The organism is Marinicella litoralis (assembly GCF_002591915.1).
In the GTDB taxonomy this organism is placed as follows: domain Bacteria; phylum Pseudomonadota; class Gammaproteobacteria; order Xanthomonadales; family Marinicellaceae; genus Marinicella; species Marinicella litoralis.
In genome coordinates, this window is the sequence record NZ_NIHB01000004.1 from 80,038 (window position 1) to 103,205 (window position 23,168).

The window sequence follows — 23,168 nt, forward strand, 5'->3', positions numbered from 1 at the left end:
TCTGGTGCTTACTTGTTCAGTAATTTACCTGTGGGTCCAGTCGGTAATGCCTTGTGTTACATCACAGAAGTTGATGTCAATGACACTGATTTGAATGCTTGCGATACTGCAATTACTCCAGAAACTTTAGGTCCAGATTTGGATACCAGTAACCCAGACAATCCGAACAATGATTTTGGTTTTGAAGAGATCTTACAGTTGGGTGATTATGTCTGGTTTGACACCAATCAAGATGGTATCCAAGATGGCGGTGAACCTGGTGTTAATGGTGTGACGGTCAACTTATATGACAACGCCACCTGTACCGCGCCCATTTTTATGACCACCACCACGCTCAATGGTGGACTACCTGCTGCTGATGGTTATTACAATTTTGGACCATTGTTCCCAGGTAGTTATTGTGTTGAGTTCAGTGATTTGNTTTGAATGCTTGCGATACTGCAATTACTCCAGAAACTTTAGGTCCAGATTTGGATACCAGTAACCCAGACAATCCGAACAATGATTTTGGTTTTGATGATTTATTAGCACTTGGAGATTATGTTTGGTATGACAACAATCAAAATGGCCTACAAGATGCAGGAGAGCCAGGAGTTAATGGGGTAACTGTAAACTTGTATGACAACGCGACTTGTACTGCCCCTGTGCTTGATTCTGAAATTACTGCCAATGGTGGAGTGCCTGCTACAGATGGTTATTATTACTTTCCTGATTTAGATGCTGGAAGTTATTGCGTCGAATTTATGGATTTACCAGTCGACTTTGTCATCACGGATCAAAATGTATCAGGTGACGATTCAGTGGATTCTGATGGTGATCCGGTAACAGGCCAAGTACAAAACATCAATCTGACGGCTGTCGATCCAACCATTGATTTAGGTGTTTATGCGCCTATTGGCTCGGTATCTGGACAAATATTTTGTGATGACAATCCTCAGAATGGGGTAAATGATGCTGGTGAAGAAATATCAGGTGTTTTGATTAGTTTGTACCGTGACATGACTTGTGATGGTAATGGACTTCAATTGATTGACTCTCAAAATACAGGTTTGGCTGGGGATTTCTTATTTGGGAATTTGCCGGTGGCATTGTCGCCAGCACCACCCAACCCTGAAGTATGTTACGTTATGGATTTTGATTCTAACGACCCAGCTTTGGGAGAATGTAACATCCCAATTACGCCTGATTCTGAAACAGTAATGTTAGATACTGATAATCCAGATGCACCGCCAGTTGAATTTGGTGTAATTCCTCCAGCAGAACCAATTCCAGTACCGCTCAATTCAAATTTAGCCTTATTGATATTACTGGCCATTTTAGGTGGAGTGGGATTGTATTCGAGAAGGCGAAAACTTTTGTCATAGTTGTCACTTAGGCAAAAGTAAGTCTTGAAGCCATTGATTGTGAAATCAATGGTTTTTTTTGTTATATCAATAAGTAATATAGACGGCTAAACGTCTTGACTTCTTAAAATTTACAACTAGTATATAGCCATTTAGACGGCTATATACTGCAGTGATTGAAGTAATCAACAAAACCATATCCATTAAGTCATTCACTTTGTCCTGTGGTGAAGCGTCGGGTGACTTGGCAGTTGAGTGTTGCCTGTGGGGCGATGCAAACAAACCTTTGTTGGTTATCATGGGAGGGATTTCAGCCAATCGTTGGGCATTGGACTGCGGCCATCAGGTTGGTTGGTGGAACCAAGTCATTCAAAGCAACAAACATTTAAATTACAAAGATTACCAATACCTGACATTTGAATATTTTTGTTTTGCTGATCGAGTCACCAATCCACCAGTGATCACTACCACAGACCAAGCTTACTTGTTACAAAGGATTAAAGAAGCATGTTCATTACCTCAATTCCATGCTGTTATTGGTTCATCTTATGGTGGCATGGTTTCTTTGGCATTCGCGGCTAATTATCCACATTCTCTTGATCGTTTGATTTGTATAGCAGCCGCAGATAAGAATTCTGTTAAAAGCCAAGCCTTGCGTCAGATACAGCGACAGATCATGGCTTTGGGTGAACAATTTGCCCATGATTCAAACGAGCACAAAAGTTTTATTTCATTGGCACGAGCATTGGCCATGGTTGGTTACCGAGGAGAGGAGGAATGGGAACAACGGTTCCAAAACAGGTCACCTGGACTGACGCTTACTGCGGTGACTTCATACTTAACATATCAGGGTGATCGTTTTGCTGAAAAATTTTCATCTTCAAGGTATTGCCAATTGTCCCAATCGATCGATTTTCATCAGGTTGATGTAAGTACCATAGAAGCAGACACTTTACTGATAGGCGTGACATCGGATCAGATGGTCCCTGTAGATTATATTCAAAAAATGAGTAAAAAATTTACAAGTGCTTGTCAAACACATTTCATAGATTCGATCCATGGACACGATGGCTTTCTGTTGGAAGCCGAACAAATCGATGCCATTTTCCAGACATTTTTTAGAGAGTACAAACATGACAATATTCAACGAAACAGCCGCAGTGCGAGCCGGAATTGATTGTGACCAACAACACGGTGCCGTAACCCCTCCTTTGTATTTATCGAGCAATTATGCCTTTGCTGATTTAAATCAACCCAGGAAATATGACTACTCAAGGTCGGGCAACCCAACCCGAGACATCTTGGCTGAGGCCCTGGCAGAATTAGAGCAAGCTGCGGGGGGCGTGGTGACTTCAACAGGTATGTCTGCGGTACTGTTGGTAATGCAATTGTTGCCTAAAGAAGCTTTGGTGATCGCGCCGCATGATTGTTATGGAGGCACATTTAGGTTGTTATCCACCTTTCATGAAAAAGGCTTGTTGCAGGTTGAGTTTGTGGATCAATCAAATCTATCAGACATTCAACGGTCACTGAAAAAGAAACCAGCATTGCTGTGGATAGAAACACCCAGCAATCCATTGTTACGAGTGGTTGATGTCCATGCTTTGTGCGAATTGGCAGGGCCGGAAGTATTGAAAGTGGTGGATAACACCTTTTTATCACCAGCCCTGCAGCAACCAATCACTTTGGGCGCTGATTTGGTGGTGCATTCAACCACCAAATACATCAATGGTCACAGTGATGTGGTGGGTGGTGCGGTGTTGGCAAAAACCGCTGAATTGACTGAACAAATTACCTGGTGGGCCAATTGTATTGGAATTACAGCTTCTCCTTTTGACAGTTTGTTGACCATACGCGGTTTGCGTACTTTACATGTGAGGATGAAACAACATCTGGCAAATACAGAACAAATATTGGCATTTTTACAAAAACACCCCGCGATAGAAAAAATCCATTATCCTGGTTTGAACAATCATCCCGGTCACGCAATAGCCAAGAAACAGCAACAACATTATGGAGCCATGCTCTCCTTTGAAATCAAAGGAGGTTTTGATGAAGTCAAGTCCTTGGTCAATAACCTGAAGTACTTTACTTTGGCAGAATCACTGGGTGGCGTTGAGTCATTGGTCTGTCATCCTGCCACCATGACACATGCTGCCATGGCAGCAGAAGCACAAGCCAAGGCTGGCATCAAAGCCAATTTAATACGCCTGTCCGTGGGCATTGAACAAGTGGATGATTTGATTGCCGATTTGGAATATGGTTTGAACCGTTGTCAGATCAGGCCAATTAAGAAATCAGTGATAAAGGACCGGTCACATGGCTGATTTACAAGTGAACCAAAAATACAGTCATTCACCTGATGTCCATAAATTTGGTGGGACGAGTTTACAAGATTCGTCACACATATTAAAAGTGATTGAAAAGATCCAAAGCAAAGTTAAAAAAGGCGATTTTGTGGTGGTTTCTGCCAATGGTCAAGTCACCGATTATTTACTGGCATTTATTCATGGTAAAAAGCAGGCTTGGCATGATTTGAATACATACCTGAAACAATTGATTGGGTCAGTTCTCAAGCAACCTGATTTATTGATGGCAAAAGTAGAGCGTGAATTGAACCAGTTGATTGATGATGTACAGCAAGCAAGTAGCCATCAAGATGAGATTTTGGCTTTAGGTGAATTGTGGTCAGCTCAATTGTTGTCAGCAAAATTGAATGAACTTGACCTTTCCAACAACTGGCTTGATGCCAGGGAATTTTTAGTTTTGGACGAGCAAAATGATTTGGTCAATAAAACCGCAGTCAGAAGTTTGCTGTTAGAGACTGCTGAACAATGCAGTCATGAACTTGGCGGCCTATTGATTAATGTGGTAACTGGATACATCGCCAGAGATCTACAGGGTAACAGCATCACACTGGGCAGAAATGGCAGTGACTACACGGCCACATTGATTGCCGAATTGGTTCAGTCAGAAACTGTCTATTTATGGACTGATGTTGATGGGGTTTACAGTGCAGATCCCAAGGTGGTTCAATCGGCTCGTTGCATAGACCATTTAACCATCGGCGAAGCCCAAGCGTTGTCTGAATTAGGTTCCAATGTATTGCATCAAAAAACCATCACGCCGATTTTGCAACAAGCCACAAAGTTAGTGATAAATTCGTGTTCATCCACATCAGTTGGGACTGTTGTTGACCACTTGGCTGTGAGTCAACCCAAAACGGCTACCAGCCATTCAGCTGGAAAGATTAAAACTTTGGCGCACAAACAACATTTGGTATACCTTTCAATCAGCCATATTAAAGAACTCAAAGCGCGTCAACTCCAAACTCAACTCACTGCAGCTCAAGTTAATAACTATGCCAATCATTTTGACAAAACTGAAAACACCTTGAGTTTTTATGTGGAAAGCCGGGATTTATTTAAAACCACGAAACTGATGGCAGAAGAGGACTTGGCCTTGAACACACAATTGACAAATGTCAGTATGGTCAGTGCAGTTGGGTGTAACATCAGGCAAAACCATTTTGTGATCAGCAAGCTATTGAACCGTTCTGCCAAATTTAAAATTCATCAAATTCATTACCCCGCCAATGACCACACTTTGAGTATATTCCTGAGTGATGGACCAGCTGTACAATTGCTTGATGACTTGCATCAAACGTTTTTTGGTTTAGAGCCCTCAACACCGATTGTCATATTGGGTTATGGCAACATTGGCCAGCAACTAGTTAAAATTCTTAAAGCAAATAAAACGAAGACAGAAAAAGCCATCAAGCAATCTTTGTTGGTGGTGGCGGTGGCCAACAGTCAATCTTTCCAGTTCAACCAACGCGGATTGTTAGATCAAACCATTGAATTGAACCAATCTAATAAAAATGGAGCTGTGTTGCAAGCGATACAGTCCTATGCAGGACAACCTTTGATAATCATAGATTTAACGGCCAGTGAGTGGGTGGCCAAGCAGTATTTGGGATTTGCGCAAAATGGTTGGCATTTGATTTCAGCCAATAAAGTGGCTGCTGCTAACCCAAGTTATGCACAATCCATCGAACATGTGCTGAAAAAGAATCAACGTCAATGGCTTAAAAATACCACAGCAGGTGCTGCTTTACCTATTCAGAAATCAATCAAAAGGCTGAAACAAAGTGGTGATCAAATTCGGTCTGTAACCGGGGTGTTCTCGGGCTCATTGTCTTGGTTGTTCGGTCAATATGATGGTCAAACTGATTTTATGCATTGGGTCAAACAAGCCCAAGAAAATGGTTTCACAGAGCCCGATCCCAGAGCAGACTTGTCCGGTCAAGATGTTTACAGGAAGGCAATTATTTTGGCCCAAGAGCTGGGTTTTGAACCGACAAAAATAAATTTCAAACCGGTTCTATCCAAGGAATTGTTGTCAGGATCGATTGATGATTTTTGGCAAAACGAAGTAACTATTAACAGTTACATCAAAACGATGTGGCACAAAGCCAGTCTACAAGGCCAACAATTACGTTATTTGGCCTCAGTCAGCGCCGATGAGTTGAAGGTGGAGCTGGTGGCTGTTGAGCTTGGTCATCCAGCAGCAGGACTGAAGCCAGGAGATAATATATTCATCATTGAATCAGACTGGTACCGCGATAATCCATTGGTGATTCAAGGGCCCGGTGCTGGACGTGAAGTCACCGCAGCAGGGGTGTTGAATGATTTGATTGAGGTTTTGAGGTTATAAAATTGAAATTACCAGCCAATGAGTTTTAAGTCGAACTTGATTAACATATTTTGCCAACTTAGTTCATCAACTTCAAAGCATCCATATGTTTGGTTATATTTTATGATTTGACTTTCGAATGAAAAAAGTAAACCATCAAGGTAGTTATCAAAGTGATTAGCAATTTTTGTTACTGTGCTACCTTCTAAATCAATCGCCCACATCGAATGATCATTAAAGTCAATACAGATTTGAATGTCTGAGTTAATGTCCAAAATGGGAACCATACTTTTCTCCCATGGAAAGTTTGGAAAATCTTGCTTTAAATTTAAATTAATTCGATAAATTAGATTTATTCTTTCTAAACTATTTAGATGGAAAAAAGCATTCAAATTATCAATACCATTAAATTGGAGATATATTTGAGTAATAACTTCCGGCTGGGTTAAGTTCAAATTACTAAAAAATGCATTGATGCTATCAATATCGGTTTCAGCTCCTAATTGAGTTTCATTGTTTAGATTGAGCACGTATGAAATAACTTTGTTTATTTTTTCTAAACCTTTCATCATGAAATTTTATGTTCTGCCAAAGTTTCAAAGTAGGGCAAACATTCATCAGCAATGCGCTGTTCCTCTAGGCTCAGCTTATTCTCTTTGGGTTTGTACTCAGAAAACCCAGTGGATTCAATCACCCGGTTGTACCAGTGTTCTGCCCAAATACCGTCCGAATCACGGTACCCTTTGGGCCAGGAGAGCATGGCGGTATCAAAAGGCACTTCTAAGGCTGTACATAGCTTGATTAGCATTCCTTTCGGATCCATCAGGATGTCTTTGGATTCCAAGATGGGTGGTGTTTTACCAGTGCGTTGTTTGATCCAATTGAATAATTTAACCTGTTGTGGAAAGCCCAGATCCGCTGGGGTGGCACGGTGGTGTTTGCGCAAATATGAGGCCAGTACATCATTGGGGTGACGAATTAAAAAGCCATTGCGTAAATGATCAACAAAGTCAAGTTCAAGATCATCGGTTAAATGGTGGCTCATGTGTTTTTGGTAGTAAATATGGGTCAACTCGGTGGCATCTTCAGGCATTTTTTCGGTCAAGTTTTTGACGATTGGGCGCCAATCATTGCCTTGGACCAGTCTGATGGCTTCATAAGCCGCGTGTTTTTTTCCGGTTGTTGCAAGATAGGGTCCATATAAGGGTTCATCAACCACCACGGTGTCTTGCCGATTTTCCCAAGCTCGCATCATCGCTGTTGAAATGTTGCGTGGCCCAGACCACATGGCAATGCGGATCAATTGATCTGGTTTCATGCCGGTGCCTCGCTTTTGATCAAGTCCAGGTACAGGTCTTGCAGTTTTTTGATCATATCGCGGGTTTGCCCATCACCAATCAAGCGACCATCGACTTCATTGACCGGTGTGATGCCTGCAAAGGTACCCGTAACAAAAGCTTCATCAGCGCCGTAAACATCAAACAATGAAAAGTTCTTTTGTTTGACTGGAATGTCATTGGTCTCACACAGCTGGATAATTTTCGAACGGGTGATACCACCCAAACAATAATCGCCGGTTGAGGTCCATACCTCGCCTTGTGTGACGATGAAGAAATGGGTTGAATTACAAGTAGCAACAAAACCATGCGGGTCCAGCATCAAGGCTTCATCAGCACCGGCTTTGGCGGCTTGAATACAGCCCTGGATGCAATTGATTTTTGAGTGCGAATTCATCTTCTGGTCTTGCACATCGGGATAGCCACGCCTGACATGAGTGGTGAACAGTTTTATGCCGCCTGCAATTTTACGAGGTGATGGGTTTTTGTATTCAGCAATGATGACTATGGTACTGCCAGGAATGGTGCATCTGGGATCTTGGTATGGGGTGATTTTTTCACCACGGGTGACCATCAACCTGATGTGTACACCGTCATGCATGTCATTGGCTTTAAGCGTTGCCATTATTCGATCAGTCATTTCTGTAGGGCTCAGGCCAATGTCTAAATCCAATGATTTGGCTCCTTGATATAATCGCCTTAAGTGGTCTTTGAGAAATACCACCACGCCGTGGTGTAGACGCAAGCCCTCCCATACACCGTCACCAAGAATAAAGCCACTGTCGAAAACCGAAACTACGGCTTTTTCACGAGGCAACAACAGGCCATTGACGTTGATTAAAATCGAACGATTGCGTACATCTTCTATGTATTCGTGTGTGCCTTTGCTCATAAATAACTTCCTGAATAATTGGCCAAAACTTGATAGTAACAGAAAATAAAAGCTGTTTTGAATCATTTAATCAACAGCGGTTAGTAAAAAGTTGTCTGTCTTTAAATGAATTAAGGGACTTGTTTTCACCGGTCACATGTATTTAAAAATAGGGGTTTTCCCTGGCTTATTATAAAGGCCTTTCCTGATGGTCATTAGTAATGCAAAACTCGAAGATAGGGTACTCAATTTATTTCAATCTTTAGAGCGGAGAAAACCAATGAAAAATTATCTACTTAAAAGTGCTGTGATGGCATCTTTGGCTGGGTATACTTTAAATGCAAATGCTGCAGTTATCGGTACTCAATTAGAAGCAAGGTTAAATACCTTGGGGGCTTTAGAAAACACCATGGTAGTGGTTACATATAACCAGTTAGACTCAGTTGATTCTAACCAAGTACAAAGTTTAATGAACTTGGGTATTACTGAAGGTGTTCAGTTCCAATCTTTGCCAAGTATTGGCGTGTTGGCAAACCCATCGCAGATTAATGAAATTGCGGCCATGAGTGAAGTGAAATCCGTTTTCTTAAACAGAGAGCTGGAATACTTTAATGATGAGTCAAGAAAAGTAACCAGTGTTGACGAAATCCAAAATGATGAGTTTTACCAAGAAAATGGCATTAGATTTACTGGTGAAGGTGTTACCGTCATCGTTAATGATTCAGGCATAGATGCCACTTTGGATGATTTGGCATTTGGCGATAAAGTGGTTGAAAATGTACAAGGCATTACCCATGCCAGTGTGCTGTCATTAACACCGTTTCCTGGTATGTGGATAGAAGGTCAGTTGAACAGTGATTTGAATGTGGGTCATGGAACTCATTGTGCTGGAACAGTGGGTGGTACAGGCGCTCATTCGGATGGTAAATACGCAGGTGTTGCAACCGGAGCGGATCTGATTGGCTATGGTTCAGGTGCGGGTTTATCAATTTTAGATGCTTTGGGCGGTTATGATTATGCCATCACCCATATTTGGGATTTTAATTCACCGATTCGTGTGATGAGTAATTCATGGGGTTCAAGTGGTCAATATGAGCCAGACGGTCCCATTTCTGTGGCCTCATACAAAGCCTATAAATTAGGCATGATTTCTGTGTTTGCCGCTGGCAATGATGGCCCAGGTGAAGACACCCATAACCCCTACGCTCAAATTCCATGGGGAATGTCTGTTGGCGCAGGTACCAAACATGGTACCTTGGTTGATTTTTCTTCTCGTGGCAAACGATTTGAGTCGGGTGATTTCAGTATGCCTGATGGTACTGAATGGACTTACCACAATGAAGTGAGTATTGTGGCTCCAGGGCAAGACATCATATCTACCAGGGCAAAAACCAACATAGCTTCCAATGGTGGCGATGCGGACATTGATGCGATTGAAACTGAATACCTGCCTTATTACACCATGATATCTGGAACTTCAATGGCCACGCCTCATGTGGCAGGCATCATTGCATTGATGTTGGAAGCCAACCCTGATTTATCCCCCTTAGAAGTTAAAACCATCTTGCAAGAAACAGCGACCAACATTCCTGGTTATGAAAAATGGGAAGTGGGCGGCGGTTATGTGAATGCCAAAGCTGCTGTTGCTGGTGCATTGGATTACAACACCGACTATGCAAAAACAGTTAATAACCTCAATGAGTTTAATGCCAATGCTTTGATTATTCCACCTAATGGATCTGAGGCCTTTGAAGTATTTTATTCTCCGGTGGGTGAACCCGAAGTTTATGAATTTGAAGTCGATGAAGATGCGGCCTTTGTTTCTGCCTCAGCTGAACCTTTAGCCAACACTGTAAAGTTGAAATTAGAAGCACCGGATGGAACCGAATATTTGGGCAACTTAACCTTGCCGGTATTATCATGGTCAACTAAAGTTTCAGCGCCAGCGCAAGTGGGTACTTGGAAACTGTCGGTTTTTGGTTTAACTTCATTGTCAGGTGTTCAAGCAGATCCAACAGGCGTAACCAATGGACCAGGTGTGCCAGAATTTATTTCCGGTGAAATTGAAATATTTGGTAACGGTGGTTATGAAGGATTAAATGACATTGCAGGACACCCTGCCGAAAATGCCATTACATTTGCTGTGGCAAATAGATTGGTCGATAGTCTGAATGATTCAAACTTCTATCCAGATAGAAAGTTAAAAAGAAAACATTTGGCAAAATACTTGGTCATGGGTGCAGCAGTTCGTCAACAAAGAGATTTGCTGAACAGTGCCATGACAGTATACAGCGATGTCAGCTCAACGGATGCGGCATTCATCAATGCAGTGACTCAAACGGGTTCAGCACTTAAAGATCCAGAGCATCAACAAGCACCTATTATGTTGGCTAAAACCGGCGCATTTAAACCCAATGATAAAGTTTCAAGAGAAGAGTTGGGTTACTCTATGGTGCAATCCTTAGGACTGGAGTCAGACGCTGCGTTGTTTGCTGGCACCGATAGCTTGAAGGTTGAATACAATGGTCAGGAAGTCCCTGTCAGAGACAGTGATCTGGTATCAGCCGAATATTTGGCTCATATGCAAGTGGCTTTGAACCTGAGTTTGTTGAATGTGCAATTTGCCATTGAACAAGGGCCTTATGACTTACAGCCTACTTTGGTCGCTTATTTGAAACCAAATGAAATGATAAAAAGAGGAGAGTATGCTGTAGCCATAGGCAGAATGTTTGAAAATTATTACAGATAATTGCATGTAAAAGATGAATGGGGCTGTATTAATACAGCCCTTTTCTTGTTCATTGAGCAATTCAATTGAAACCAAAACATAAGTCAGTTAATATGGATAGTAACTACTATAACTTTGACCAGATAAGAGGTGCGTAATGATGAGATATAAGTTTGGATTGTTTGTGTCTTTAACCCTGTTGTTGCTGCAAGTTAATGCCCAGTCTATATCAACCAACATTAATGGTAATTCAGCAGAGTTGCTTGTTTCATTGCCAGGTGGCATTGCTGCTGATTTTACAATAACTTTTGAGAATGTGGTTGGGCTTACAGAAGAAAACTTGGGTCTTGCTGTTGACCTGATTGACTTGAATGACATCAATGTACTCAATCGCTTGCCATCAGGTATTTTAACCTCCATTCCTGTGGCATTCCCTATGATGATCACTGTTGAACCTGCTTATGACAGTGGGCTCAGCTTTGAAGGATTGGTGACCATTGATATTCACACCCACAACTTAGCATATACAGAGAATACTCCGCTGCGCTTATTCAAAGCACCATTGGGTGGTACATTCAGAGACATCACCGATACCACTTCATCAGGCAGTTATCGCGCCAGAAGTACTACAGGTACTTTTTCACAGTTTATCATCGTGGCAGATAACCGAGCAGCGAGTCAAATCAGTACTGAAAAACTGAATCAGCTGCAAAGTGAATTGGCTGGCTGGCAAAATGTTATTGAGCCTGCTGTTTTTCTACAGTTAAACAATAAATCAATGGACATAGCTGCGGACATTAACCAGGCAAATTATGCAGCTGCGGATATAAAAATCACCGAGTTTTCATACTTGGTTTCGCAATATGCTGGCACAGGCATTCCTAACGTTTGGCGTGCGAGCAAAGACATTGATAATGTGGCAGGTGAGCTGATAGCTCATGCAAAAACTTTGAAATTCAGTGTTCGACTGATTGATTAAGGGGGACAGAAGAGTCACATGCCCGCAATCATTACAGCTTGTTTCAAAGACAGACCTGCAGTAGAAGCAGTTCTGAAAGAACGAGGGCAGTACAGTATTGGACGAGATAACCAGTGTGATGTGATACTCCATCATCCCACCGTTTCTAAAGTACACGCTTTACTCAGTCATGATGATAATCCGTGGAGATTAAGAGATTCTTCCAGCAGTAACGGCATTCAAATCAACGGTGACTTTATTTCAAATTTTGAATTGCTTGGCAATGAGCTGATCACAATTGGTGAGATTGAGTGTTTGTTTGAAGTACAAAGTGATGTCCAAAGGTTAGCGATTGAAAACCACAATCAGTGGCGTTTGTCACAAGCAAAATCTTTCAGCTCATCGCAAAATCACAGTGACTGTCTGGCTCAGGGTATGGAGCAAAGGTTGTTTTCTATGTTGTCATTAACTGGACTACAAAGAGGCATGATTTTATTGGGCCAGTCAATGGATGAATTGGTGGTCTGCTCAGCCAAAGGTATTCGCTTTCAGGATTTTACTGTTGAAGAGTTTGAAGGCAGTATTGGGGCCATTCAAGCATGCTTTAATTCTGGTGAAAACGTCATAGCGATGGACACCAGGAAAGATACTATGTTTTGTAAAAGAAGCAGTATACAGCAGAAAAATATAGCTGCTTTGTGTTGTTTGCCTATCATTGAGAAAACCAATCAACGGATTATTGGGTTGATATATTTAGACAGTAAAATGTCGTCAAAGATATTGTCTGAATTGGACTTGGAAATACTTAACACCATAAATGAACAAGTGTTACTCAATCTTCAAGTCATTAACCTAGAAAGTCAATTGAGTGATTTGGTAATGCAAATTTCACAAAATCATTCGGAATCTTCAGTCATCAATAAACCCATCTTATCTTTGGTTAGGTGATCCCAGAGAATATAAATGGCCGCCGACTCTGATAAATCAATCAATATTGGCGACGGTCAAACTCAAATAATTGAACCCACAGGCAAAATGCTAAAAATAGGCACCACCTTAATTGGACGGTTTCTGATTGAAGCACAAATTGGCGAAGGTGGGTTTGGGCAAGTGTATAAAGCCACAGATTTGCATTTGAATGCTTCAGTGGCTATCAAATTATTACACAACAAGTTTATCAGTGATGAAGCTGCACTTAATCAATTTAAAAATGAAATACTGATTCTACGACAATTGTCACATCAAAATATCTTACGTGTGTATGAGTATTATCAAGAGTCGTCTCATTGCTTTATTACCATGGACTGGATTGACGGTGAGCTGTTGTCTGAAAAAATCGAGCAAGGCTCCATTTCTTTTACACAAGTTAAACAATACAGTGAACAAATAATGGATGCACTGGATTATGCCCAGATGCATGAAGTATGTCACCGTGACTTGAAGCCAGAAAATATACTGATAGATGGACAAGGGCGATTGTACATACTCGACTTTGGTATGGCTGTTTTTACTGAGTCCTCTGCAGTCAAATCATTTGGTGGGACGCCCTTTTATTGTGCGCCTGAGTACTTGCAGGACAATGTGATTAATAACAGCACAGACTTTTATTCAGTGGGCCTTATTATTTACGAAATGTGTTGTCGAAAACTGCCGTACAAAGCTTCAGATATGGCAACTTTGATTGTTGAAAAGCAACAGCCAATTAAAAAATTCCCGTGCACTGATAAATCATTAAAGGCTTTCAAGCAGGTGGTTTTACAATTAACCACACCATTGGCAAGACCAAGAACAGAGCTGTTGGACAGTACTGAAATAAGCCATGCCTGTTTATTGCCTGAAAATGGTCATAAATCCAAAACAACTTTTTGGATACTCATTCTGGCAACGGTCTTGATGTTCTGCGCTACATTGATTTGGATTGTATTCAAAGGGGATGCTGTGGATGAAAACTTGCTGCCTGACAGCAGCAGTTATCAGTCTATCATTTTGTTGCCCTTTTCTGGGTCTGACTCAGGTGATGGACAATTCTCCTGGGTGAACAGAGTGGCACCTGAAATTTTAAGTAACCAATTGAGTTTACAACCTACGATACGGTTGGTTCCAGTTGATAGAATTAACGAAGTCATTCAATCGCTTGGCTTCAAACAACCTTTGAATCAGAAACAGCAGCAAGTGTTAAGCGAATTACTTAAAGCTGAATATTTGGTCAAAGGTAAGTACGCTGGGGCGGGTCAAAATCAAATATTACTCAATGTTGATTTGGTTCATATTGTTGGGTCTCAACTGTTAAATCAAAACCTGATTGATGCTGTCATCTCGGATGCTGAAGTATATGAAAGCTTGGTTGGCACATCTGAAAAGTTACTTGAAATGTTTGAGATTAAGGAGAACCAAGAATCTGAATATGTATTAACCCAAAAAGATTTGAATTTACTGGCAAAAATTAAAGTACTCAGAGCTGAGGGCAACAATGAAGCCATAGAGTCTGCATTATTAGCGTTGCTCTCAAACCAATCGGGTTATGTGCCAAGTTGGGATCATTTGTATCAATTCTACCTAGATAATGGACAGTTTAACAAAGCCGAAGAGGTTTTGACTCAGGTGATAACAATTACCCAGCCTGGACAATACTACCATAATTTATTCAGAGCAAGGCTCAACGATTTAAACGGAAATCCAGAAGAAGCCGAAAAAATTTATCAATCTGTCTTGTTACAAAAGTCGCGAGATGAAAGCTTGCTGTTTGAAGTAGCGCAATTTTATATCAGAAATGAAGACTATGAATCAGCACAAAATAAATTGAAGCAATTACTTGAGTTGGCACCAAATCATGTGGCTGGATTATATGAGTTGTCTAAAATATCCATTCGAATAGGTGACATTCAAAAAGCCATAGATGATTATTTGGTACGGTCTTTGGTGAGTGCCAATAAACTCAATGATGCCAGATATAAGGGATTGATTTACAATGCTTTTGGAGTTGCTTATCAACGCTTGGGTGAAATTGATTTGGCCATTGATAACTACAACAATGGTTTGGAAATCAGATTAAAGATTGATGATGTTAAAGGCGCAGTAACTAGTATGTCAAATTTAGCGGCCCTGTATGCTGTCAAAGGGGAATATGCCAAAGCTGAAGCCTTGCTGCAACAGGGAGTGGCCATGTTGGATGATTCGGGCAATGACCTTGATACGTCTATCATGATAAATAAGCTCGGTGTACTGGCAGAGGAGCAAGGGCTGTATAAAGAGGCTTTGACACATTACCAAAACGCCTTAAATTTAAGGCTTAACTTGGATGAAAAATGGTTGCAAGCTGAGAGTATGAATAATGTTGGATTTATATTTTTTTTAATGACGCAATTAGATCATGCAGTGATTTATTGGCAGCAAGCGGAAAAAATATATACAGAAATTGGTGATATGGTTGGTCTGCTACAAGTGAATCAAAATATGGCCCAATTACAATTAAGGAAAGGTTCCCTTAACGAAGCATTTCAGTCTTTTGAAAGTTCATTGCATGAAGCGCTTAACTTAAAAGTCAAAGAAGAACAATTTGTTGCGAAGGCCAATCTGGCAAAAATTTCATTTTTACAAGGTAATTTTAGACACGCCATCAGTGAATTGCTTACTGTATTAGAAGACTTAAAATCAAGAGATGATGTGCGTGGACAAATTGAATATGGTCTTTTGCTCTCAGAATGGTATTTTATTATAGGTGACATTGAACAAGCTGAAAACACGCTGCTTAAGCTCGAAACATTTACTGCCTCCTCAATGAGCTTGGTACAACAGCAAAAATTTAAATTGTTACTGTTGTCATTAACCGGCGAGTTGAATACTTTGGATCTTGATGAATTATTAAGTCATCATGGATTACCTGAATATGAAGTCATTCAAAATTACTTATTTATAACCCGTCAATTTTTGTCAATTGATATTGATAAGGCCAAACAACTGCTGACTTATATCAGCACCATCAATGTGAAGCTATATAAACTCGCTTACTTGGAACTTTTAGAGCTGAAAGTGTTGTATTCTGGATTGGTTAAAGATCGGAAAAATTATTCAACTTATTTGGATGAGGCAACTAAGCTATCGAAAGACTTTCCAATCTATTGGAGAAATTACCATCTTGAGGTGCTTAAAAAAATGCAAAATTCTGGCAGTAAGTTGACAGATGACCAACGACAACAAATTTTGTTGCATGGCTGGGAAGTTCTCATTAAGGAAATACCTGTATCGGCAAGGCAACAATTTACTCAACAACAGCAAGGAATTTATCTGGGATTGTAATGAAAGAGGATGCCAATAAGTTATTAAAAGAAGTTGATTCAATCAGCCAGATTCAAAAGAAAATTGTACATGATTTGGTTAGCAATCAACAACAAATGAAGCAATTAGCCAAACGAATTTTAAAAGTTCAAGAAGACGAGAGAAAGCATATCGCACAAGAGTTACATGACAGTGTAGGGCAATTATTAACTGCGGTTATTAATCAGCTTGAGTCCTGTAAACAAGATATAAATAACTCAGGATTGGGTCCAGTTTTAGACTTAACCAGACAGGCTTTACTTGAAACCAGAGAGTTGTCGCGATTAATGCGGCCAAGAATATTGGATGATTTAGGGCTGGTGCCTGCGCTCTGTTGGTTAACTCGAATTATGTCGGAAAAAAATGGTGTTCAGATCAGTTTGGATCATGAAATCAAAGCTCAATTAGATCCTGAAATTCAAACCTTGGTTTTCAGGGTGGTGCAAGAATCTTTAACTAACGCATTGAAGCATGCCCAAGCCAAGAGCATACAAATTATTGTTAAATCTTCAGCCAACGTGCTGGTTCTAAAAATAATTGATGATGGAATAGGTATGGACAATCAAGACCAAGACGGTTTTGGTATGGCCACAATTCAGGACCGGGTCTTTTCCTTTGATGGTCAACTGATCATCACCTCTGCCTTGGGTCAGGGAACAGAAATCAAAGTTATCTTGACTTCTTTGGGTCATAATTAAAATGATTACAGTTTATTTAGCAGATGATCACAACATAGTTAGACAAGGTTTAGTGAGTCTTCTGAAGTCTTATGCAAATTGTCAAATTGTTGGTGAAGCCGCTGATGGATTGAAGGCGCTTAAAGACATCGTTGAATTAAAACCTGATGTGGCCATAGTGGACATCACGATGCCCAAGATGAACGGAATGGAGCTGGTAAAACAAGTTCATACCAAATGCCCTGAAACAAAATTATTGGTACTTACCATGCATGAGGAGGAGGAGTATGTTATCCACATGGTTAAAGCAGGCGCGTCTGGCTATTTACTTAAAGACAGTGCAGGGGAAGAGTTGATTGACGCAGTCAAAACATTGGCACAAGGAAAATCATATTTCAGTCAATATGCTGCTCAGGTTTTGGCATCGCAATACAGCAACCCTCAACAAGCCTGGGATGATCCTTACAAGGGATTGACCAAAAGAGAAAGGCAAATTTTTCATTTAGTCATTGATGGAATTACCACCAAAAAAATTGCTGAAATGTTATATATCAGTGCCAAAACTGTGGAAAACCATCGCGGTAAAATTTTAGACAAATTGAAGGTGTCTAATACCGCTGAATTGGTAAAGTACGCAGCCAAAAACAACCTGTTGATTTAGTTTGGCTGTGTGCCATTTATGACAAGACAGCAACAATGATATCAGACCGATGATTAAGCCCTAGGCAAAATAATTTAATCCATGTTTAATATCGATATGGCTGTATATTAAATGAATTCCAGACAAGACCTTTGAAATAAGTGATTTTTAGTTTTTTTATGGGGGTTTTCCCCAATATTTATTTGCATTGAAATCTCCTAATCTATCGTTGTACTTTTAATTTTGGAGACAATAATGGTGAAAAACAGCTGTAAATCTGGGTATATGAAGTTATTGATTGGAGGTTTTCTCTTGTCAACTTTGTCAATCCATGCAAAATCATTTGATCCGGTTTTAGCCTCGCTATTAAGTGAAGTGACCGAAAATGAATTGATAGAAGTTATTGTGACTTATGAGAACCAAGGTCCTGTAACATTGAGTGATTTAAATACATTGGATGATATTGGCATCAATACCGGTGTAGTGATGGAGAATTTGCCAATAGTAGGTGTCTTGGCCACTCACAATCAAATCAATGACATCTATTCACAAGCCAATGTTCGATCAATCTGGCACAATCAACAATTAAGTTTAGAAAATGATGGTTCGACTGAAATCACTGGAGTGGATCGTTTGCGCAATGACCCAAATATGCGTAACATGGGTATGCCATTTTCAGGCAGGGGAATCGGGGTAGTGATCAATGATTCTGGTGTTGACGGTACCCACAATGACATTAAATTTCCGAACCACACTGTGCAGAATGTGTTGGCGCAAACTAACTTGAGATCTTTCTCAGATTTAGCGCCTATCACCTACCAGGAAGACATTCCCAATACAGACATTGCCGGTGGTCATGGTTCGCATGTTGCAGGCATCATTGGCGGAAATGGCGCAATGTCTAGCGGTCGTTATGCAGGGGTGGCACCTGGTGCCAAATTAATTGGTTATGGTTCTGGAGCTGGTTTATTTATACTGGACACCATAGGTGGATTTGATTATACCCTCACTCACCAATTTGATTACAACATCCGAGTCATTTCAAATTCATTTGGTAGTACCAGTGACACAGGAACAGACTTCAATCCAGATCATCCCACCAATGTAGCGACCAAAGCCTTGGCTGACAGGGGTGTCATTGTCGTATTTTCAGCTGGGAATTCAGGCAGCGGAGAAGCGACCATTACCGGTAACTTCAAAAAAGCACCTTGGGTTGTCACAGTGGCTGCAGGAGATAAAAATGGTGAACTGGCAGACTTTAGCTCGAGAGGAGTAAAAGGTCATGGTGGTAATGTTGTGGTAAGTGGTGAAATTTTTGAATGGGTTGATCGACCAACTGTTACGGCGCCGGGTGTTGATGTCATATCAGTCAGAGATTCATTATCAAGTTTGGGCGCATTGAGCTTTCAAGATGATGCAGATCAGTTAGAACCTGCCCATTTACCTTATTACACCATAAGCAGTGGTACATCCATGTCAGCTCCACATGTGTCTGGTATTGTGGCTTTGATGTTAGAAGCTGATCCCACCTTAAATTGGCGAGCAGTGAAACAAATTTTACAAGATACTGCCACAAATATGCCTGGCCGAGAAGCTTGGGAAGCTGGTGCGGGTTATGTGAATGCGTATGCAGCGGTGCAATCGGTTCTAGACCGACAAAGAAATTTCGGAGAAACGGTTAAAATTAACCGCAACTTTAATGCCATGGCTTTGACATCAGTTGCCGGTGAATTTGCGGTTGATGTACCATTCAGTCCAGTGGGTGAGAATGAGGGCATCACTTTTGAAGTGAGCGAAGACATTTCATTGATATTTGTGCGGGCCAACGTAAGTGATAATACGGTTGCATTGTCTTTGTACAGCCCATCAGGCAAACGCTATGGTTCAAGTATAGCCTTACCAGTCATAGGGCAAAACATTGCTGTGACTGCGCCAGCAGAGCCTGGTACATGGACTTTAAAAGCCGGTGGCATTGGTGGCGTTTCTGGGGTTGATGTTGACCCTACAGGACAAACCAACGGCTATGCAGCTCCAGGAGATGTAGCAGCGTATGTGAAATTCATCAGAACAGATGGGTTTTCAGGAATTTCCGACGTAAGCTTTAATCATCCTGCCAGAAGCTTTGTAGAATTTGTTGTGTCTAAGCAGTTGATGGATGCTACCTTATATGGTTTTGAACCAGATGCTTTGCTTTCAAGAGGAGAATTGGCTGATTATTTGACTTTAACCGTCGGTGTTCGCCAATCAAATTCAGCTGCTGAAGGCGTTTATTCAGATGTGCCAAGTTCAATAGTTGCTGCAGTTAATTCAGTGACTGAATTAGGTGCATCATTATCAGACCGAGCTCAGACTCAAGATTCTTTGATGATGCCAGTTAATAATGACTTGTTTAACCCATTTGGAAAAGTTAACAAGCAGGAATTGGCTTATTCACTTATTCAGGGTAAAGGACTGGAGTCTGAGGCCAGAAATTTTGATAGTGATATCGTCGTTGTTTATAATGGTGAATCAATCAGCATTGAAGATCAAGATTTAATTGCTGAAGAGTATAAAGGTTATGTTCAATTTGCAATTTCCATGGGTATTTTGCCTGTTGAGTTTACCTTGGAACAAGGTCAGTTTGATTTCAATCCAGTTATTAAGGCATATTTTAAGCCAAATAAAACAATGACCAGAGCAGATTTTGCTGCTGCAGCAACTCGATACTATATTAATTAAAGCAGTGCGATTTTAACAACAGCAATTGTGTTTAAATTGCTGTTGTTTTTTTTGTCAGTAATTTAAGGCAAAAATTGTAAATAGCCGCCTATCCCTTAATGATCCATTGTTATTAGCCTAAGTTTAATTAATTAAACAAGTGTTTGTAGCTAAAATACAATTGAAATTATTCTTTTATAAGTACAGAATGATGTATTTAATAAGGATTGAATGATGAAATTTATCGCAATGGTCCTGATGTTTTTTGGTTTTAGTCAAAGTGAGCAATCCTTAGCTGAGGATTTGTCAATCAGATTGGTGGCTGGTGAATTTGTTAGGGGGCTGTACCAGGATGAAAATATTGAATTATTTGTTTTGAACCTACCAGCCAATGCCATTTTGCCTGATCATCAAACCGGTCCAAGGATAGTTATTCTAATGTCTGACTTATCAGGTAAGCGATTGGCGGACGGCAGTGAATTCAGCGTTGAGCAAGATCAGGTTTTGTATCTACAGAATACTTATTCGCAAGGCTTTCAAAACTCAACGACACCAGCTACATACTTGGTTTTGGACTTAAAAGGAGTGGTTTTGGATAATAAATTATCACATCCATGCGAACAACCATCCATGCTACAATTATTTGCTCAAGATGATTTTACTGTTTGTAAAAATGTAACGAAGCAGGAAATTGATTTCCATGTGACAACTATGGTGTATCGCGATGACCATCATCAATTCTTTCTGCAGCACAGATCAAACAAAATGACAATCATACCAGGAGATGTTTTGATAGAGTTTCATGGTCAATTGACAGTTGAGTAAAAAACCTGCAAGTATGACTTGAATTTTTACGGTTTTTTGTGGTTGTCAGCAGCCATCTTTGAGATTAATGACATGCTGAAACTTTTGCTATTTAGAATAAGTTGTAGAAATTTGTATGGAGGAAATGGTTGATGAAAAATTTAGGACTCAGTATTTGGGTTGTGGTATTTATGCTGGTGTTTACTTGGTCTGCCATTGAACCATACGACTATTTAACTTGGGGATTAGAGGTTTTGCCAGCTGTCATTGGCGCATTGGTGTTGTTGTATTTGGTGGTTAAAAAGGTTGAAATAACACCTGTTGTGGTGGTATTGATTTTATTGCATTGCATCATTCTGATAGTTGGCGGTCACTATACCTATGCTTTGGTTCCAGGATTTGAAAATTTCATGTCAACTATCTGGCCTGAAAGAAATAATTATGACAAGTTAGGACATTTTGTCCAAGGCTTTGTGCCGGCGATGATTTGCCGGGAAGTTGTGATCAGACATGCGGTGATTCAAGCAATCAGCTGGCGCCGCTTTTTTATTGTTTGTTTTTGCTTGGCTTTATCGGCTTTTTATGAATTGATAGAATGGTGGGTGGCTTTATTAAGTGGAGAAGGTGCTGATTCATTTTTGGGTGCCCAAGGCTATGTATGGGACACCCAATCAGACATGTTTTTGGCCTTGATTGGTAGCGTTTGCGCCTTGCTGTTTTTGAGCCAATGGCATGACAAACAATTAACTCAGTTACAGGAGACATCATGAATCAAATCATCATTCCCGTTTTTTTACAAGTAGTGCTGACTTTCGGTATTTTGTTTACCGTGGGATTTCTGCGATTCCGCAGTGTTTCTCAGCGAACGGTTCATCCAAAAGATTATGTGTTGATGACTGGTCAAGACCAGTGGCCAGTCATGATTCAACGCTTGGGTCGAGCCTTCCATAATCAACTAGAAATGCCGATGCTGTTTTATGTTTTGACGATACTTATTTTACTGACTGAAGTGCAGGCACAGATTTTATTGAATATGGCATGGCTTTACGTGGGTTTGCGTTATTTTCATGCATTGATACATATTTTTTATAATAAAGTCCTCTATAGATTTACCGTGTTTTTGATCTCGAGTTTGGTGTTGTTGGCCATGTGGGTGTTGTTTATTTTTGAAATCAATTCACGTTTGTGACCACTTTTTATTGTGATGATTCTAAAATACGATGTATCAGGGCTTGGCGCATCAGGACTCCATTACTGACCTGTTGTAAAATAACCGACTGATGGCCATCGGCCACTGAAGCAGAAATTTCGACGCCTCGATTCATTGGGCCTGGGTGCATAACAATCGCCTCCTTTTTGGCCAGTTGTAAACGTTGTTGATTCAATCCAAAATGTTGGTGCCAATCGTCAAATTGGATCAGATCAGAAGAGGTAAAACGTTCTTTTTGAATTCTGAGCATGACCACCACATCAGCATCTGCCAATGCTTGGTTTATTGTGGGTGCTGCCAAATGTGTTTTATCGGCAGGAATCAAGGCGTCAGGGGCAAATAAACTGATTGCACCCACTTGCATGATGTTCAAGCCATCAATCAATGAATTGGCAACACGTGAATGTTTGATGTCACCAATGATGCAGACTTTCAGTGGTTCAAAGTGCTTTTTGTGTTGGTGGATGGTGAATAAATCTAACAAGCCTTGAGTGGGATGTTGGTTGGTGCCATCACCCGCATTGATGATGCTGGTTGAATCTTTTAGCCAGTGGACCATCTCTTGTTGGATGTGGTTTTGTTGGTGCCGTACAATGAGTAAATCAGGCTGCATGGCATTCAAAGTTAAAACGGTGTCCTTAATTGTTTCGCCCTTACTGGTTGATGAATGGGCAATGTTCAATGCAGTGATGTCGACGCCCAATCGCTGACATGCCAATTGAAATGAAGTCAAAGTTCGGGTGGAATTTTCAAAAAACAGTGCCATGGCAGAGCGACCATCATGCAGTTTTTTGGTTGCGCTTATTTTGGCGTGTTTGAATTGATTGGCTTGATCAAATAATTGTTCGATTTCAAGTTTAGATAAAGATTTGATGTCAATGAGGTGATTCATGA

19 protein-coding genes are annotated in these 23,168 nt (G+C 40.6%); 15 read left to right on the forward strand and 4 right to left on the reverse strand.

Translation table 11 applies throughout. From position 1 onward, the window contains the following. Positions 1-30: 30 nt before the first annotated feature. The 5 genes from CCS90_RS12010 to metL all read left to right on the forward strand — a co-directional run bounded on the left by CCS90_RS12010 (position 31) and on the right by metL (position 6,059). Positions 31-426 (forward strand): SdrD B-like domain-containing protein, encoded by a 396-nt coding sequence (locus CCS90_RS12010; RefSeq protein WP_257205621.1) that lies wholly within the window; start codon positions 31-33, stop codon positions 424-426. Next, a complete protein-coding gene (locus CCS90_RS12015) occupies positions 423-1,364 on the forward strand; it encodes an SdrD B-like domain-containing protein (protein WP_099019815.1) in 942 nt (313 codons plus the stop codon). The genes CCS90_RS12010 and CCS90_RS12015 overlap by 4 nt, the downstream gene beginning before the upstream one ends. A 151-nt stretch (positions 1,365-1,515) precedes the next feature. Beyond that, on the forward strand, positions 1,516-2,520 hold the full coding sequence (locus CCS90_RS12020) for an alpha/beta fold hydrolase (RefSeq protein WP_099019816.1): 1,005 nt from the start codon (positions 1,516-1,518) through the stop codon (positions 2,518-2,520). Then, positions 2,477-3,670, forward strand: a complete 1,194-nt coding sequence (gene metB, locus CCS90_RS12025; protein WP_099019817.1) for a cystathionine gamma-synthase — start codon at positions 2,477-2,479, stop codon at positions 3,668-3,670. The genes CCS90_RS12020 and metB overlap by 44 nt, the downstream gene beginning before the upstream one ends. Continuing rightward, on the forward strand, positions 3,663-6,059 hold the full coding sequence (gene metL / locus CCS90_RS12030; protein ID WP_099019818.1) for a bifunctional aspartate kinase/homoserine dehydrogenase II: 2,397 nt from the start codon (positions 3,663-3,665) through the stop codon (positions 6,057-6,059). Before metB ends, metL begins: the two co-directional genes overlap by 8 nt. An 8-nt stretch (positions 6,060-6,067) precedes the next feature. Here the strand turns inward: metL and CCS90_RS12035 are convergent, their stop codons facing one another. Genes CCS90_RS12035 through CCS90_RS12045 form a run of 3 tightly spaced genes read right to left on the reverse strand, consistent with a single transcriptional unit; the run spans position 6,068 to position 8,267 of the window. Then, positions 6,068-6,607 carry an SMI1/KNR4 family protein gene (locus CCS90_RS12035; RefSeq protein ID WP_133566516.1) on the reverse strand — a complete coding sequence of 180 codons (540 nt, stop codon included), beginning with the start codon at positions 6,605-6,607 and terminating at the stop codon, positions 6,068-6,070. Then, on the reverse strand, positions 6,607-7,356 hold the full coding sequence (locus CCS90_RS12040; protein ID WP_099019820.1) for a sulfotransferase-like domain-containing protein: 750 nt from the start codon (positions 7,354-7,356) through the stop codon (positions 6,607-6,609). Before CCS90_RS12040 ends, CCS90_RS12035 begins: the two co-directional genes overlap by 1 nt. Beyond that, positions 7,353-8,267, reverse strand: coding sequence for an aminotransferase class IV (locus CCS90_RS12045; RefSeq protein WP_099019936.1), 915 nt, complete (start codon positions 8,265-8,267; stop codon positions 7,353-7,355). The genes CCS90_RS12040 and CCS90_RS12045 overlap by 4 nt, the downstream gene beginning before the upstream one ends. Positions 8,268-8,526: 259 nt before the next feature. Between CCS90_RS12045 and CCS90_RS12050 the strand changes: the two genes are divergently transcribed. From CCS90_RS12050 to CCS90_RS12095, 10 genes are all read left to right on the forward strand, one after another. Further along, a complete protein-coding gene (locus tag CCS90_RS12050) occupies positions 8,527-10,995 on the forward strand; it encodes a S8 family peptidase (RefSeq protein ID WP_099019821.1) in 2,469 nt (822 codons plus the stop codon). Between the two features lie 139 nt (positions 10,996-11,134). Continuing rightward, complete coding sequence (locus CCS90_RS12055) at positions 11,135-11,953, forward strand: DUF6689 family protein (protein ID WP_099019822.1); 819 nt, start codon at positions 11,135-11,137, stop codon at positions 11,951-11,953. Positions 11,954-11,971: 18 nt separating this feature from the next. Further along, positions 11,972-12,880 (forward strand): FHA domain-containing protein, encoded by a 909-nt coding sequence (locus CCS90_RS12060; RefSeq protein ID WP_099019823.1) that lies wholly within the window; start codon positions 11,972-11,974, stop codon positions 12,878-12,880. Between the two features lie 15 nt (positions 12,881-12,895). Next, positions 12,896-16,228 (forward strand): serine/threonine-protein kinase, encoded by a 3,333-nt coding sequence (locus CCS90_RS12065; RefSeq protein ID WP_099019824.1) that lies wholly within the window; start codon positions 12,896-12,898, stop codon positions 16,226-16,228. Next, entirely contained in the window at positions 16,228-16,944 is a 717-nt protein-coding gene (locus tag CCS90_RS12070; RefSeq protein ID WP_246027031.1) for a sensor histidine kinase, read from the forward strand. The genes CCS90_RS12065 and CCS90_RS12070 overlap by 1 nt, the downstream gene beginning before the upstream one ends. A 1-nt stretch (position 16,945) precedes the next feature. Further along, positions 16,946-17,584, forward strand: coding sequence for a response regulator (locus tag CCS90_RS12075; protein WP_099019826.1), 639 nt, complete (start codon positions 16,946-16,948; stop codon positions 17,582-17,584). Positions 17,585-17,875: 291 nt separating this feature from the next. Next, positions 17,876-20,281, forward strand: coding sequence for a S8 family serine peptidase (locus tag CCS90_RS12080; RefSeq protein WP_246027030.1), 2,406 nt, complete (start codon positions 17,876-17,878; stop codon positions 20,279-20,281). Positions 20,282-20,494: 213 nt separating this feature from the next. Then, the gene (locus tag CCS90_RS12085; RefSeq protein ID WP_133566514.1) at positions 20,495-21,085 is read left to right on the forward strand and encodes a hypothetical protein; all 591 of its coding nucleotides are present in this window, start codon (positions 20,495-20,497) and stop codon (positions 21,083-21,085) included. Between the two features lie 131 nt (positions 21,086-21,216). Further along, positions 21,217-21,834: a DUF2238 domain-containing protein gene (locus CCS90_RS12090; RefSeq protein ID WP_099019829.1), complete on the forward strand. Its 618-nt coding sequence runs from the start codon at positions 21,217-21,219 to the stop codon at positions 21,832-21,834. Then, positions 21,831-22,253: an MAPEG family protein gene (locus CCS90_RS12095; RefSeq protein WP_099019830.1), complete on the forward strand. Its 423-nt coding sequence runs from the start codon at positions 21,831-21,833 to the stop codon at positions 22,251-22,253. Before CCS90_RS12090 ends, CCS90_RS12095 begins: the two co-directional genes overlap by 4 nt. A gap of 7 nt (positions 22,254-22,260) precedes the next feature. Here CCS90_RS12095 and CCS90_RS12100 read toward each other — a convergent pair whose 3' ends face one another. After that, positions 22,261-23,166 carry an aspartate carbamoyltransferase catalytic subunit gene (locus tag CCS90_RS12100; RefSeq protein WP_099019831.1) on the reverse strand — a complete coding sequence of 302 codons (906 nt, stop codon included), beginning with the start codon at positions 23,164-23,166 and terminating at the stop codon, positions 22,261-22,263. Positions 23,167-23,168: the final 2 nt, after the last annotated feature.